The 14,274-nt window shown below is 70.5% G+C and carries 12 protein-coding genes and 1 riboswitch; of the genes, 6 read left to right on the top strand and 6 right to left on the bottom strand.

Annotated features, from left to right (window positions below; genetic code table 11):
- Positions 1-49 precede the first annotated feature (49 nt).
- The 4 genes from OG588_RS35015 to OG588_RS35000 form a co-directional block, all read right to left on the bottom strand.
- Positions 50-1,057 (bottom strand): ABC transporter permease, encoded by a 1,008-nt coding sequence (locus OG588_RS35015; protein WP_405950734.1) that lies wholly within the window; start codon positions 1,055-1,057, stop codon positions 50-52.
- Positions 1,058-1,393: 336 nt separating this feature from the next.
- Positions 1,394-2,182: an enhanced serine sensitivity protein SseB C-terminal domain-containing protein gene (locus tag OG588_RS35010; RefSeq protein WP_405950733.1), complete on the bottom strand. Its 789-nt coding sequence runs from the start codon at positions 2,180-2,182 to the stop codon at positions 1,394-1,396.
- Positions 2,183-2,358: 176 nt separating this feature from the next.
- Positions 2,359-3,144: an enhanced serine sensitivity protein SseB gene (locus OG588_RS35005; protein WP_405950732.1), complete on the bottom strand. Its 786-nt coding sequence runs from the start codon at positions 3,142-3,144 to the stop codon at positions 2,359-2,361.
- Positions 3,145-3,208: 64 nt separating this feature from the next.
- Positions 3,209-3,901, bottom strand: a complete 693-nt coding sequence (locus OG588_RS35000) for an AAA family ATPase (RefSeq protein WP_405953286.1) — start codon at positions 3,899-3,901, stop codon at positions 3,209-3,211.
- 149 nt (positions 3,902-4,050) lie between these two features.
- A riboswitch (glycine riboswitch) is annotated at positions 4,051-4,150 on the top strand.
- A gap of 144 nt (positions 4,151-4,294) precedes the next feature.
- Here OG588_RS35000 and gcvT point away from each other — a divergent pair.
- The 4 genes from gcvT to OG588_RS34980 all read left to right on the top strand — a co-directional run bounded on the left by gcvT (position 4,295) and on the right by OG588_RS34980 (position 8,676).
- Positions 4,295-5,437 (top strand): glycine cleavage system aminomethyltransferase GcvT, encoded by a 1,143-nt coding sequence (gene gcvT / locus OG588_RS34995; protein ID WP_405950731.1) that lies wholly within the window; start codon positions 4,295-4,297, stop codon positions 5,435-5,437.
- 111 nt (positions 5,438-5,548) lie between these two features.
- Positions 5,549-5,926, top strand: a complete 378-nt coding sequence (gene gcvH / locus OG588_RS34990; protein ID WP_019058529.1) for a glycine cleavage system protein GcvH — start codon at positions 5,549-5,551, stop codon at positions 5,924-5,926.
- 16 nt (positions 5,927-5,942) lie between these two features.
- Complete coding sequence (glyA, locus tag OG588_RS34985; protein WP_405950730.1) at positions 5,943-7,217, top strand: serine hydroxymethyltransferase; 1,275 nt, start codon at positions 5,943-5,945, stop codon at positions 7,215-7,217.
- A gap of 91 nt (positions 7,218-7,308) precedes the next feature.
- Entirely contained in the window at positions 7,309-8,676 is a 1,368-nt protein-coding gene (locus OG588_RS34980) for an L-serine ammonia-lyase (RefSeq protein ID WP_405950729.1), read from the top strand.
- 43 nt (positions 8,677-8,719) lie between these two features.
- On the opposite strand, the gene OG588_RS34975 is transcribed toward OG588_RS34980, so the two are convergent.
- Positions 8,720-9,412 carry a response regulator gene (locus OG588_RS34975; RefSeq protein ID WP_405950728.1) on the bottom strand — a complete coding sequence of 231 codons (693 nt, stop codon included), beginning with the start codon at positions 9,410-9,412 and terminating at the stop codon, positions 8,720-8,722.
- Positions 9,397-10,719 carry a sensor histidine kinase gene (locus OG588_RS34970; RefSeq protein ID WP_405950727.1) on the bottom strand — a complete coding sequence of 441 codons (1,323 nt, stop codon included), beginning with the start codon at positions 10,717-10,719 and terminating at the stop codon, positions 9,397-9,399. Before OG588_RS34970 ends, OG588_RS34975 begins: the two co-directional genes overlap by 16 nt.
- 259 nt (positions 10,720-10,978) lie before the next feature.
- Between OG588_RS34970 and OG588_RS34965 the strand changes: the two genes are divergently transcribed.
- Positions 10,979-11,671 (top strand): ABC transporter ATP-binding protein, encoded by a 693-nt coding sequence (locus OG588_RS34965; RefSeq protein ID WP_405950726.1) that lies wholly within the window; start codon positions 10,979-10,981, stop codon positions 11,669-11,671.
- 31 nt (positions 11,672-11,702) lie between these two features.
- Positions 11,703-14,093, top strand: coding sequence for an ABC transporter permease (locus OG588_RS34960; RefSeq protein ID WP_405950725.1), 2,391 nt, complete (start codon positions 11,703-11,705; stop codon positions 14,091-14,093).
- The last annotated feature ends 181 nt before the right edge of the window (positions 14,094-14,274 follow it).

The following is a 14,274-nucleotide window of genomic DNA, read 5'->3' as shown; positions in this document are numbered from 1 at the left end:
GAGAGACCCCGTGCTGGTGCCACGGGACAGATGAGAGTGGTACGGATGTTCAGCGGGATGCCTTCGGGTCCAGCGCATCCCGCACGCCGTCTCCGAACAGGTTGAAGGCCAGGACGGTGATGAAGATCGCCACACCCGGGACCACCATGTACATGGGGTCGGACTCGTAGTAGTCGATGGCGCTCGACAGCATCTGTCCCCAGGACGACGTGGGCGGCTTGACGCCCACGCCCAGGAAGCTCAGCGCGGCCTCGGTGAGGATGTTGGTCGGGATCATCATCGTCGTGTACACGATGATCGGCGCGACCAGGTTGGGCAGCAGCTCCTTGAACAGGATGTAGAACCGCCCGGCGCCCAGCGATCGGGCGGCCTCGACGTACTCGCGCTCACGCATCGAGAGCGTCTGGCCGCGCACCACGCGACCGATGTAGGGCCAGCCGAAGAAGCCGATGACCAGGATCATCACGAACACCCGCACGTTGGACCCGGACAGGCCCAGCATGTCGTTCGGCATGACGGAGACCAGGGCGATCGTGAACAGCAGCTGCGGGAAGGCCAGCAGGCCGTCCATCACGCGGCTGACGAGCGAGTCGACCCAGCCGCCGAAGAAGCCGGCCAGGATTCCCAGGATGGTACCGAGGACGACGGCGACCAGGGCGGACAGGAAGCCCACCAGGAGCGAGACGCGGGCGCCGTAGAGGATGCGGGCGAAGATGTCGCGGCCGTTGACCGGTTCCACGCCCAGCAGGTGGTCGCCGCTGATGCCGCCCAGCGACCCCTTGGGGGTGCCGAACAGCGGGTCGATCAGGTTCTCGTTGTACGCGTCGGGGTCCTGCCCGAGCAGGTGGGTGATGACCGGCGCGAGCAGGGCGAGCAGGATGAGGACGAGCACGACGATGCCGCCCGTCAGAGCGAGCTTGTCCCGCTTCAAGCGCTCCCAGGCGATGCGGCCCAGGGAACGCCCCTGTACCGACTTCGCCCCGGCGCTCACTACCGCCGCTTCCTCGGCCGCGCTGGGGGCCGTATCCGCAGTCGGCTCGTGCAATGGTGCCGTCATCTGGCAGGGACCCCTCTCAACCGGCGGTAGCCGGCCCACACTTGCCGCTGTGGCGGCGTGATCAGTCCGTCGTACATCGGGGCACACGGCCCCTGGTGCGGGAGTCTTCAACGCTTTGGTGATCTGTTGCCAGACTTGGCGGTGAATGGATGCGCAAACGTGATGCGGTCAGGAGGGTTCCGTTATACGGACACGGGGTAACGCCCCCCGGACGCAGGGCACTTGGGACAGAACGCCAAATCGGCGCCATTTTGCACATCTCGCCGCTATCTACGCGCGAAGAAATGTGTCGTAGACGTAAATCCTGCGGAGAAGCGGAGAAGAGGACTCGCCGGGTCAGTATCCACCACGGACGGGTGGGTAGCCGTACCCGCCCGCCTGAACGGGTGCCGCGTGGGCCTCACGGTCGTAGAACGGGCGGGCGTTCGCCCGCAGCCAGAGCGCGACCGGGTCGTACTCGTCGGACATCGCCACGGTCGACACCGGCAGCCCGTCCGGGACCGCGCCGATCGACTGCTGCATCATGCCGCGCACCGAGTCCACGGCGGGCGGGCTGGTGTCGTAGACGTCCAGACCGATCGCGAGATACGGCGCTCCGAGCGCGGGCTGCACCCAGGCGCGGCGCAGCGCGCGGACCGCCGGGGTGCGGTGGGCGTTCTGCGTGAGGAGGCCGTAGAACTGGGGGATCTCGATGCCCGGTTCCGACAGGCGCAGGGGCCCTGCCGGTTGGCGCTCCAGGCCGGTGGCGATACGGCGGAGGTCGAGCCAGGGAATGCCGACGCCGCCGCCGGGCGCGTGCGGGTTGAGCCAGAGGCCGAAGTGGTCGGGGTAGAGGGTGCGGGCCACGTCCAGGCCGTCGACCACCTCGTACGAGCGGTTCCAGCCGCTCGCCGACAGTTCCTGGGCGGAGGTGACGCAGGGGGCGTAGCCGTACTTGTCGACCTGCATGTTTCCGTACTGGGCGTCCGGGGAGCCGGACTGGCCGTGCCACAGGAGCATCCAGATCTGGCCGGAGTGGGGGGTCGCGAGGGCGCGGAGGAGTGCCTCGTAGGCGTCGTAGCGCCCGGGCGTCACCTGGCGCAGCATGTGCTCGACCTGGCCGGTCGCGGTGTCGCTGGCGCTCACGAGTACCGCTCCTTCTGGTTAGTTGCCCTGCGTTGGAACCAGCTTAAGCGCCCAGTGGGTTGGGGCCTGGTGTGCGTTGGCGAGTGCGGGTGCGTCGTGGCTTGTCGCGCCCACGCGGCGGAGCCGCAAATCGGCACAGCCCCGCGCCCCTGAGGGGGTAGCCCTTGGGGCGCTTTCTAGTGACCCTGCGTATAGAAGGGGCGCACTGTCTGCCTCATCCAGTCCGCCACCGGGTCCTGGGTTACGTCGAGGAGGACCAGGTTGACCTGCCACTGAACCGTGACCTGGCCCAGCGCTCTCGCCAGGGCCTCCATCGGGGCCGCTCTCAAGTCGCCGTCCCAGTTGGTCAGTTCTACGCCTACGAACATGACCGGGGCCGCCGTCTCGATGGCGGCGAGGCAGCGGCGGGCCGTGGCGACCACGCCGATCGCGGCGAACTCGGTGGAGGCGGCGGCGAGGAAGTCGACCGGGTCGTCCTGCCAGTCGGGTTCGAAGAGGCGGACGCGGCCGCCGCTGGTGGGGCCGTCGAGGGCGGTGCGGCCGATGCGGCACAGCTCGGCCACCGCGAGGGGCGGGAGCGGGACGCCGACCACGCCGCCCGGGTTCACCGCGAGGCCGACCTGCGGGGGCAGCCCGCGCGCGAACTCCACCGCCGGCGCGATCGTGAACGACAGATGCGAGCCGACGACCTGACGGAATTGTTCCTCGGAGCTGAAGACCGGGACGAACGCCTGCCCCTCGATGTCCAGCGTCGGCAGGTCCAGCGGGCCGCTCTGCGGGCCGCCGCCGCTGGGGAGCGGGACCCAGACGAAGCTGCGGCCGAGCACCTCGACGATCCGGCCGCCGGCCGAGGGCATGCCGAGGGACGCCGAGAGCACCTCCTCCAGCTCGTTGCCCGGCCATCCGCCGTGCGGATGCGGGTGGGGGTACGCCTGTCCGGGGAAGTCCGCCGGGAAGTCCATCTACCTACCGCCTGCTGGTCAAACCGCCTGCTGTAACCCTGCTGTGGCTGAAAAGGCTAGCGGCTCAGTCGGCGAAGTCGATCCGGCGCAGCACGTCCGCCGCGTCCCGGTCCAGGAGGACCGCCGAGCCCACTCCGTGCGGCAGTTCACCGCGCTCCACCACGCGCAGCAGACGGGCGGCGGCCCTCCGGTGGCGCAGGAACGCGTAGCGCGAGACTCCGCGGCCTCGCTCGCGCTGACCGTCGAGCGCGGTGTCCGGGGTGACGTCGAGGAACACCATGTGCAGTGTGCCGCCCCGGCGCCCGGCGGCCCGGGCCAGCCAGCCGCGCACCCAGGTCTGCGTACCGCAGTCGTGCACGACGGCTCCGGACGCGGAACGCAGGGTGCGGTGCAGGCCCGCGTAGTGGGCGAGGCGGACCAGGGGGCGGTAGATCGCGTACGGGAGGAGGCCGGACATGCGGGACACACGCGCGTCCCAGCGGTCCCGGGTGTCCTGGCTGTCGACGCCGATCCCGTTGCCGCCCGTCACCGCGCGGCGCATCAGCGTGGACTTGCCGCTGCCGGGCAGGCCGGTGACGACGACCAGGTCACGGGGGCCGAAGCGGAGTCCGTGCGGGCTGTGGCCGGCGCGCTCGCGGAGATCACGGACCGTCGGTACCGGGCGTGCCGGGCATGCCTCTCTGGCCGGGGCCGAGGGCTGCTTGGGCAGCGCTGCAGCCGAGGTCGTGGCGTACACCGTGGTCCTTGTCACCGTGATCGTCCTCCCTGCGGGGTCAGGAAAGGTTCTCCCCACTGAACGTAAAGAGAAGGTAATGCACGGTGTCTCGCGGTTCCGTTCGCGTCCGGCCACAGGCCTGTTACAAAGCCTGTGCGATGATGTGCCCGCCTAACTGCATACCGGCCGCTTGAATCCGCGCGGGAGAGTCCCCAGTCGTACGTCACCTGGGGCGCCGAAGGAGCAAGTCCCTCCCTTGAATCTCTCAGGCCCCGTTACCGCGCGGGCGAGGCACATCTGAAAAGCGGACCGCCGGCGACGGTGGTCCCACCCAAGGTGCAACCCATGTCCCGCGTGCGGTCATGGCGAACCTCTCAGGTCCCGATGACAGATGGGGAGGAACGACCTCGCCGTCATGCCTTGGGAGACCGACCGATGAGCAGTACCGCCACCCCTGAGACGCGCCGCACCGCGCTCGACGCGCTGCACCGCTCGCTCGGTGCGACGATGACCGACTTCGCCGGCTGGGACATGCCGCTGCGCTACGGCTCGGAGCGCGACGAGCACCTCGCCGTCCGCACGAAGGCCGGCCTCTTCGACCTCTCCCACATGGGCGAGATCACCGTCACCGGACCGCAGGCCGCCCAGCTCCTCAACTACGCCCTCGTCGGCAACATCGCCTCCGTGGGCCTCGGCCGCGCCCGCTACACCATGATCTGCCGGGCCGACGGCGGCATCCTGGACGACCTGATCGTCTACCGGCTGGCCGAGACGGAAGCTGCATCTTCTACCTACATGGTGGTGGCCAACGCCTCCAACGCCCAGGTCGTGCTGGACGCACTCGTCGAGCGTGCCGTGGGCTTCGACGCGCTCGTCCGCGACGACCGTGACGCGTACGCCCTGCTCGCCGTCCAGGGTCCAGAGTCCCCCGGCATCCTCAAGTCGCTCACCGACGCCGACCTCGACGGCCTGAAGTACTACGCCGGTCTGCCCGGCACGGTCGCGGGCGTCCCCGCGCTGATCGCCCGCACCGGCTACACCGGCGAGGACGGCTTCGAGCTGTTCGTCTCCCCCGGTGACGCGGAGAAGCTGTGGCTGGCGCTGACCGAGGCCGGGGCGTCGGTCGGGCTGATCCCGTGCGGGCTGTCGTGCCGCGACACCCTGCGTCTGGAGGCCGGGATGCCGCTGTACGGGCATGAGCTGTCGACCTCCCTCACTCCGTTCGACGCCGGGCTCGGCCGGGTCGTGAAGTTCGAGAAGGAGGGCGACTTCGTCGGGCGCGGCGCCCTGGAGGCCGCCGCCGAACGCGCCGCCTCGCAGCCGCCGCGCGTCCTGGTCGGGCTCGTCGCCGAGGGCCGCCGGGTCCCGCGCGCCGGGTACCCCGTCGTCGCCGACGGCCAGGTGATCGGTGAGGTCACCTCCGGCGCCCCCTCCCCCACGCTGGGCAAGCCGATCGCCATGGCGTACGTCGACGCCGCGCACTCGGCGCCGGGTACGACCGGTGTCGGCGTGGACATCCGGGGCAGTCACGAGCCGTACGAGGTCGTGGCGCTGCCGTTCTACAAGCGCGAGAAGTGACAGTCGTCGTAGCGTCACGTCTGTGACCCGGGGCGGATCGCCCCTGCATGCCGATGTCCTGCGTAGTCCCCCATTCATCAGCACTCCCCCGCGTACAGGAGAATTCAGGCCATGAGCAACCCCCAGCAGCTGCGCTACAGCAAGGAGCACGAGTGGCTGTCGGTCGCCGAGGACGGCGTCTCGACGGTCGGCATCACCGAGTTCGCGGCCAACGCGCTCGGCGATGTCGTCTACGCCCAGCTCCCCGACGTCGGCTCCACGGTGACCGCGGGCGAGTCCTGCGGTGAGCTGGAGTCGACCAAGTCGGTGTCCGACCTGTACTCGCCCGTCGGCGGCGAGGTCACCGAGATCAACGAGGACGTCGTGAACGACCCGTCGCTGGTGAACTCGGCGCCCTTCGAGGGGGGTTGGCTGTTCAAGGTGCGTGTCGCGGAGGAGCCGGGCGACCTGCTCTCCGCCGACGAGTACACCGCGTTTTCCGCCGGCTGAGGAGTCGTACACCCACATGTCTGTACTGAACACGCCCCTGCACGAGCTCGACCCTGACATCGCCGCGGCCGTCGACGCCGAGCTGCGCCGGCAGCAGTCCACGCTGGAGATGATCGCCTCGGAGAACTTCGCTCCGGTCGCGGTCATGGAGGCGCAGGGCTCGGTCCTCACCAACAAGTACGCGGAGGGGTACCCGGGCCGTCGTTACTACGGCGGCTGCGAGTACGTCGACGTGGCCGAGCAGATCGCGATCGACCGGGTCAAGGAGCTGTTCGGCGCCGAGTACGCCAATGTGCAGCCGCACTCGGGCGCCTCCGCGAACCAGGCCGCACTGTTCGCGCTGGCCCAGCCCGGCGACACGATCCTCGGCCTGGACCTGGCGCACGGCGGTCACCTGACCCACGGGATGCGGCTGAACTTCTCCGGCAAGCAGTTCAACGTGGTCGCGTACCACGTGGACCCGACGACCGGTCTGGTCGACATGGCCGAGCTGGAGAAGCTCGCCAAGGAGCACCGCCCGAAGGTCATCATCGCGGGCTGGTCGGCGTACCCGCGTCAGCTGGACTTCGCCGAGTTCCGCCGCATCGCGGACGAGGTCGAGGCCTTCCTGTGGGTCGACATGGCGCACTTCGCGGGCCTGGTCGCCGCGGGTCTGCACCCGAACCCCGTCCCCTACGCGGATGTCGTCACGTCCACGACCCACAAGACGCTGGGCGGCCCGCGCGGCGGCATCATCCTCGCCAAGCAGTCCTTCGCGAAGAAGCTCAACTCGTCCGTCTTCCCCGGCTTCCAGGGTGGTCCGCTGGAGCATGTGATCGCCGCGAAGGCGGTCTCCTTCAAGGTCGCGGCCGGCGAGGACTTCAAGGAGCGGCAGCGGCGTACCGTGGAGGGTGCGCGGCTGCTGGCCGAGCGCCTGGTGCGGGACGACGTGAAGGCCGTAGGGGTCGACGTGCTGTCCGGTGGTACGGACGTGCACCTGGTCCTGGTCGACCTGCGGAACTCCGAGTTGGACGGTCAGCAGGCCGAGGACCGGCTCCACGAGGTCGGCATCACGGTCAACCGCAACGCCGTCCCGAACGACCCGCGGCCCCCGATGGTGACGTCCGGCCTGCGCATCGGTACGCCGGCGCTGGCGACCCGCGGCTTCACGGCCGAGGACTTCGCCGAGGTCGCGGATGTCATCGCGGAAACGCTGAAGGCGCCATCTCCCTTCGGGGAGGCCGACGTGGCGGGTCTGAAGGCCCGTGTCACGGCGCTGGCGGAGAAGTACCCGCTGTATCCCGGGCTGTAGCCCCTCGGGGACACCGGCGCACACTGGGAGGTGCGCGCCGGTGTCCCACCCCTTGCACCACCCCGCACGTCTTGCGTTCTGAGGAGTCACCGTGGCCATCTCGGTCTTCGACCTGTTCTCGATCGGCATCGGCCCGTCCAGCTCCCACACGGTCGGCCCGCTGCGGGCGGCCCGCATGTTCGCGCGCCGGCTGCGCAACGAGGACCTGCTGGACTCCGTCGCCTCCGTCCGTACCGAGCTCTACGGCTCCCTCGGCGCGACCGGTCACGGGCACGGCACCCCCAAGGCGGTGCTGCTCGGCCTGGAGGGCGAGTCGCCGCGCACGGTGGACGTGGAGAAGGCGGACGAGCGGGTCGAGCAGATCAAGGAGGCCGGGCGCATCCGGCTGCTGGGGGAACACGAGATCCCGTTCTCCTTCGACAACGACCTGAAACTGCACCGCCGAAAAACCCTCCCGTACCACGCGAACGGCATGACGCTGTGGGCGTACGACGCGGCCGGCGAGGAGCTGTTGTCGAAGACGTACTACTCGGTGGGCGGCGGTTTCGTCGTCGACGAGGAGGCGGTGGGCGCCGACCGGATCAAGCTGGACGACACGGTCCTCAAGTACCCGTTCCGCACGGGCGACGAGTTGCTGCGGCTGACGCAGGAGACGGGCCTGTCGATCTCCGCGCTGATGCTGGAGAACGAGCGCGCCTGGCGCACGGAGGAGGAGATCCGGGCCGGGCTGCTGGAGATCTGGGGCGTGATGCGGGCGTGTGTCTCGCGGGGCATGTCGCGGGAGGGCATCCTGCCGGGCGGCCTCCGGGTCCGGCGCAGGGCGGCCATGTCGGCACGCCAACTCCGCGCGGAGGGTGACCCGTTGGCGCACGCGATGGAGTGGATCACGCTCTACGCGATGGCGGTGAACGAGGAGAACGCGGCGGGCGGCCGCGTGGTGACGGCCCCGACGAACGGCGCGGCCGGCATCATCCCGGCGGTCCTGCACTACTACATCAACTTCGTGCCGGGCGCCGACGAGGAGGGCGTGGTCCGCTTCATGCTCTCGGCCGGCGCGATCGGCATGCTCTTCAAGGAGAACGCCTCCATTTCCGGCGCCGAGGTCGGCTGCCAGGGCGAGGTCGGGTCGGCGTGTTCGATGGCGGCGGGCGCGCTGGCGGAAGTCCTCGGCGGCTCCCCGGAACAGGTCGAGAACGCGGCCGAGATCGGCATGGAACACAATCTCGGCCTCACGTGCGACCCCGTCGGCGGGCTCGTCCAGATCCCCTGCATCGAACGCAACGGCATGGCCGCGGTGAAGGCGGTGACCGCGGCGCGGATGGCGATGCGGGGGGACGGGTCGCACAAGGTGTCCCTCGACAAGGTCATCAAGACGATGAAGGAGACGGGGGCGGACATGAGCGTGAAGTACAAGGAGACGGCGCGCGGGGGGCTGGCGGTGAACATCATCGAATGCTGAGAAGGTAGACCCTGACCAGCGCGTTCTTGATCGCAGATGTCCTTCAGGAACCCCCGCCTCCCGGGGCGACAAGTCCCGTCTCGTACGCGAGGACGACGGCCTGGACGCGGTCGCGCAGCTCCAGCTTGGACAGGATGCGGCCGATGTGGGTCTTGATCGTGGTCGGGCTGAGGAGCAGGCGGTCCGCGAGTTCGGCGTTGCTCAGGCCCGTCGCGAGCAGGCGGAGCACCTCCAGTTCGCGTGGGGTCAGGCCGGACAGGTCGCGGTGGAGACCGGTCGGGCGTTCCTCCTCGCGCTGGGCGAAGCGTTCGATCAGGCGGCGGGTGATCGCGGGCGCGAGCAGGGCGTCGCCGGACTGCACCAGGCGTACGGCGGCGACGAGATGCTCGGGGCTGACGTCCTTGAGCAGGAAGCCGCTGGCTCCGGCGGTGAGCGCGGCGTAGACGTAGTGGTCGAGGTCGTAAGTGGTCAGGATGATGACCTTGGTGCCGTCCGGCCCGTCGGCGAGGATCCGTCTGGTCGCTTCGATGCCGTCCATCTGCGGCATCCGGATGTCCATGAGCACGACGTCGGGCCGGGTGCGCCGGACCGCGGCGAGTGCCTCGGCTCCGTTCGCCGCCTCGGCCGTCACCTCGATGCCGTCCGCGGCGAGGATCATTCCGAAGCCGGTGCGTACGAGGGCCTGGTCGTCGGCGATGACGGCGCGCAGCGCCGGCCGGTTCACGCCGTCCGCCACGGGACTCGGGCCTTGATGCGGTAGCCGCCGGCGAGGATAGGACCGGCCGTGAGTTCGCCGCCGTAGACCGCCAGCCGTTCCCGCAGCCCGATCAGCCCGCGGCCGTTGCCGTCCGCCCGAGGGGTGTCGCGGGCGGCTCCGGTGTCGGTGATCTCGATCTCCAGTGAGTCTCCGGTGTATCCGACGGTGACGGAGGCGTCGGCGCCGGGCGCGTGCTTGATGGTGTTGGTCAGTGCCTCCTGTACGACGCGGTAGGCCGCGAGGTCCACCCCGGGCGGCAGCGGGTCGGGCGGCAGCGACATCGCGACGCCGACCGGCGTCCCGGCTCCACGTACCCGCTCGATCAGGGCGTCGAGCTGCCCGAGGCCGGGCTGCGGTTCGAGGCCGTCGGCGGGGCTGTCGGGGCGGCCGGTGTCCGGGGCGGCCAACAGGCCCATCACATGCCGCAGTTCGGCCATCGCGGCCCGGCCTCCGGCCTCGACCGCCAGCAGGGCCTGCTTCGACCGCTCCGGCGCCGCGTCCATCACCTTGCGTGCCGCGCCCGCCTGGATGACCATCACGCTCACATTGTGGGTCACGACGTCGTGCAGTTCGGCGGCGATCCGGGCCCGCTCCTCCTCGACGGCCCGGCGCATGCTCTCCTCCTGGACCTGCTGCAACCGTGTGTACCGGTCCCGGCTGGCCGCCAGCCGCCGCTGCCAGAAGCGGACGGTGCTGGCCAGCACCCCGGCGACCAGCAGCACGACCGCTGGGCTCGACCAGCCCGGGAACACCGGATCCGTGTCCTGGAACGCGAGGCCGGCCAGCACGGCGGCGACGACAAGACCGGCCGTCGCCCGCGCCCGGTAACGGCTGTACATGATCGCGCTGTAGGCGCCGATGACGCAGGTCAGCACGTTGATCCAGGAGGCGGCGTCGCCGATGACCACCGCCGCGCCCACCACCACCCCGAACGTGGCCAGCGGATACCTGCGCCGGGCCGCCAGCGGCAGCGCGGACAGGACGACCAACGGCCAGGCCGGGGAGGAGGGTTCGCCCTCCGCGACCCGCGCACCCGGTACGGGGGGCGTGGGCGGGCGCGGGACCGACACCCCGTCGCGGGCATACCCGGACTCGGCCTTCGAGCTGACCCGAACCGGCCCGTCGCCGGGATAGCGCGACGCCACGACCAGCGCGAGAACGGTCAGCAGGACCGCCAGCACCACATCGGCGCGCACGGCCCGCCGCGACCGCGGGGCGTCCTCCGCCTCCGACCGCAGCGCGTCGCGCAGTTGCCGACGCCAGCCTTGCCGTCCCTCCGTCTCCACCGGCTCATTGTGCGGTCCCCGCACCTCCTTCCGCGTCCTCCTGCGCGGCCAAATCGCCGTCCCTCAGGCGTACTTCGCAGGGATGAGGCCGCAGGCACCTCCTTCGCAGGGAGGCCCGGATGTCGGTGCCGCGGCCGACGCGCCCCACAGGACCACGGCCCTACCTTCGCTGAGCCGACACAGACAACTCCCTCGCGACCTCCCGACCTCCCGACTTCCCGACTTCCCGACTTCCCGACCACAAGGACGGACCACACCCATGACTCACGTGATCGAACTGGCGGGCGTGGCGAAGCGCTACGACAGCGCCGGTGCGCCCGCACTGGGACGCCTGGACCTCAGCGTCGCCCAGGGCGAGGCGCTTGCCGTGACCGGTCCCTCCGGCAGCGGCAAGTCCACGCTGCTGAACCTGGTCGCCGGCCTCGACAAGCCGACCGAAGGCGCCGTGACCGTGGCCGGGCAGCGGATCGACCAGCTGAGCGAGCACGCGCTGGCCCGGTTCCGCCGCGACCGGATCGGCATGGTCTTCCAGTTCTTCAATCTGCTCGACGACCTCACCGTCGCCGACAACATCCAGCTGCCCGCCCAGCTGGCCGGGACCCCGCGGCGCAAGGCGGCGGCCCGCGCCGACGAGCTCATGGAACTGCTGGGCATGACCAGGCACGCCCGCGCCTACCCGGGCCGGCTGTCCGGCGGCGAGCGCCAGCGGGTCGCGGTCGCCCGGGCACTGGTCAACCGGCCGGCGCTGCTGCTCGCCGACGAACCGACCGGCGCGCTCGACACCGCCTCGGGCCACGACGTACGGGAGCTGCTGATGGAGCTGCACCGCGGCGGGCAGACCCTCGTCCTGGTCACCCACGACATGGCGCTGGCGGAGGCGTGCGCGAGCCGCACCATTCAGCTGGTCGACGGCCATCTCTCCCTCGACACGCGTGCGGAGGCCGTCCGATGAGCCCCTTCAACACGCATGTGGAGGCCGCCCGATGAGCCCCTTCGGCACCGGCGCGCTCGGCCGGGTCGTGCGCTCCGGGGTGGGACGGCGCCGGGTGCAGACGGTGGTGATCGCCGTGGCCACCATGATGGCGGTCGCCGCGGCCGTGATCGCCGGGTCGCTCATCGTCGTCTCGAACGCCCCCTTCGACCACGCCTTCGCGAAGCAGCACGGTCCCCATGTCACCGCGCAGTTCGATCCGGCCAAGGTGAGTGCGGCGCAACTGGAGGCGACGAAGCGGCTGGCCGGCGTCACCGCGAGCGCGGGGCCGTATCCGTCGACGACCATCAGCCCGGTCGATTCGGACGGCGGGCACCTGCCGGCCTTGAGTCTGGTCGGGCGGTCCGGTCCGCACGGCGACGTGGACGACCTGGACCTGCAGTCCGGCCGGTGGGCCGCGAAGCCGGGCGAGGTCGTTCTCTCCGCCTCCTTCAAAAGCCCCTTGCTTGAGGTCGGTTCCACCCTGAAGGCATCGAATGCCGCCGACAGCCCGACCCTGAAGATCGTCGGCTTCGCGGTGTCGGCCGGCAAGACCGCCGATGCCTGGACGACCCCGGGGCAGGTCGGCGCGCTGGCCCCGAAGGACACACCGGTCACGCGTCAGATGCTCTACCGCTTCGACTCCGCGGGAACCAAGGCGCAGATCTCCGCCGACCGCGAGAAGCTCATCGCCGCCGTACCGTCCGGGGCCCTGCTGGGCACCGAGTCCTACCTGGACACCAAGCGTGCCGCCGACACGGGCGCGGCGGCGACCATCCCGTTCATGGTGGCCTTCGGCGTCCTCGGCATCGTGATGTCCGTGATCATCATCAGCACCGTGATCAGCGGCGCGGTCGGCACCAGTCTGCGCAGGATCGGCATCCTCAAGGCCATCGGCTTCACCCCGAGCGAGGTCGTGCGGGCCTATGTGGCCCAGGCGCTGATCCCGGCCGGCGCCGGTATCGCCCTCGGGGTCGTGCTGGGCAATGTGCTGGCCGTTCCGCTGCTGGAGGACACCGAGCAGGTGTACGGCACCGCCTCGCTGACGGTGGCCTGGTGGGTGGACGTCGTCGTGCCGGCCGTCACGCTGCTGGTCGTCGGGATCGCGGCGCTGGTCCCCGCGCTGCGGGCCGGGCGGCTGCGCACGGTCGAGGCCATCGCGATCGGCCGGGCACCCCGCACGGGGCGCGGCCAGTGGGCGCACCGGGCGGCCGGGCGGCTGCCGCTGCCGCGGGCGGTGACCTACGGCCTCGCCAGTCCCTTCGCGCATCCGGTCCGTACGGCCGCGATGCTGCTCGCGGTGGCCTTCGGCACGGTCGCGGCGACCTTCGCGGTGGGACTGACCTCGTCCCTGAACGCGGTCGGCAGCGCATCGGATCCCGAGGACCGCGCGGCGGTCACCGCCATCGTCGGCGGGCCGACCGTCCCGGGTGGCGCCGGAGGCGGAGTCCGCCACATGAACCCCAAGGCAGGAAGTGCCAGTCCTCCGTCCGCCGACCCGGCGAAGGTCCGCGCCGCCATCGAGGCGCAGGCCGGCACCGCCTCGTACTACGGCATGGCCGAGGACGATGTCACCGTGGTGGGGATCTCCGGCTCGGTCCAGGCCACCCTCTACCAGGGCGATTCACGTCCCGGCAGCTACGAGATGATCTCCGGGCACTGGATCACCGGTGCGGGCCAGGCCGTCGTACCCACGAATTTCCTGGAACGGACCGACACCAAGATCGGCGACACGGTCCGGGTGACCCTCGGGAAGGACACCCAGACCCTGAAGATCGTCGGCGAGGCCTTCGACACCTCGAACGACGGCCTGTCGATCCACGCGGACCTCGCCAGTTTCGCCGGGGCCAAGCCCCAGGTCTTCCAGATCGAGGTGAAGCCGGGCGTCTCCCCCGCCGCGTACGCCGAGCAGCTCCGCGCGGTGGTGGAGCCGATGGGCGGCGACGTCATGGCCAACTCCTCCTCGCAGCAGGAGAACACGATCCTCATCATGGACGCGATCGCGGTGCTGCTCACCCTCATGCTGGTCTCCGTGGCAGGCCTCGGTGTGCTCAACTCCGTCGTCCTCGACACCCGCGAACGAGTCCACGACCTGGGCGTCTGCAAGGCACTCGGTATGTCACCGCGGCAGACCGTGAGCCTCGTTCTCGCCTCGGTGGCCGGGATCGGTGTGCTCGGCGGACTGATCGGGGTACCTCTCGGGTTCGCACTGCACGGCTTCGTGCTGCCGGTGATGGGGCACGCGGCGGGCACCGATCTGCCGCCGTCGATCATCGATGTGTACGACGCTCCCCAATTGGTGCTGCTGGGGCTGGCCGGCGTCGCGATAGCCGTGCTGGGGGCACTGCTCCCGGCCGGCTGGGCGGCCAAGGCCCGTACGGCGACGGCGCTTCGCACGGAGTAGGCGCTCGGCACACACCCTGGGCTCACCGGGGTTGCCGTCCCCGTGGGGGGCACAGGAGTGGCCGACACCATGGTCGTCTCCGTCCTGGAACGCCGCCGGGGGATGGGGCCGCGCTGAAAAGGCTCATCGGGTGAGGAGTTGGCCGACCTCGGTGACCTGGTCCGTATCCCAGTCCGCGAAA

The sequence above is a fragment of the Streptomyces prunicolor genome (genome assembly GCF_045162825.1).
Lineage (GTDB): Bacteria > Actinomycetota > Actinomycetes > Streptomycetales > Streptomycetaceae > Streptomyces > Streptomyces prunicolor.
Note: the sequence above shows the minus strand (reverse complement) of the source record. Positions and strands in the feature narration are given on the sequence as shown.

Excerpts from the sequence above, each read along its gene's own strand:
- OG588_RS35005 (WP_405950732.1), bottom strand. The coding sequence starts at position 3,144 with ATGGACTTCCCGGCGGACTTCCCCGGACAGGCGTACCCCCACCCGCAT.
- OG588_RS34965 (WP_405950726.1), top strand. The coding sequence starts at position 10,979 with ATGACTCACGTGATCGAACTGGCGGGCGTGGCGAAGCGCTACGACAGC.
- glyA (WP_405950730.1), top strand. The coding sequence starts at position 5,943 with ATGTCTGTACTGAACACGCCCCTGCACGAGCTCGACCCTGACATCGCC.
- gcvT (WP_405950731.1), top strand. The coding sequence starts at position 4,295 with ATGAGCAGTACCGCCACCCCTGAGACGCGCCGCACCGCGCTCGACGCG.
- OG588_RS35015 (WP_405950734.1), bottom strand. The coding sequence starts at position 1,057 with ATGACGGCACCATTGCACGAGCCGACTGCGGATACGGCCCCCAGCGCG.
- OG588_RS34960 (WP_405950725.1), top strand. The coding sequence starts at position 11,703 with ATGAGCCCCTTCGGCACCGGCGCGCTCGGCCGGGTCGTGCGCTCCGGG.
- gcvH (WP_019058529.1), top strand. The coding sequence starts at position 5,549 with ATGAGCAACCCCCAGCAGCTGCGCTACAGCAAGGAGCACGAGTGGCTG.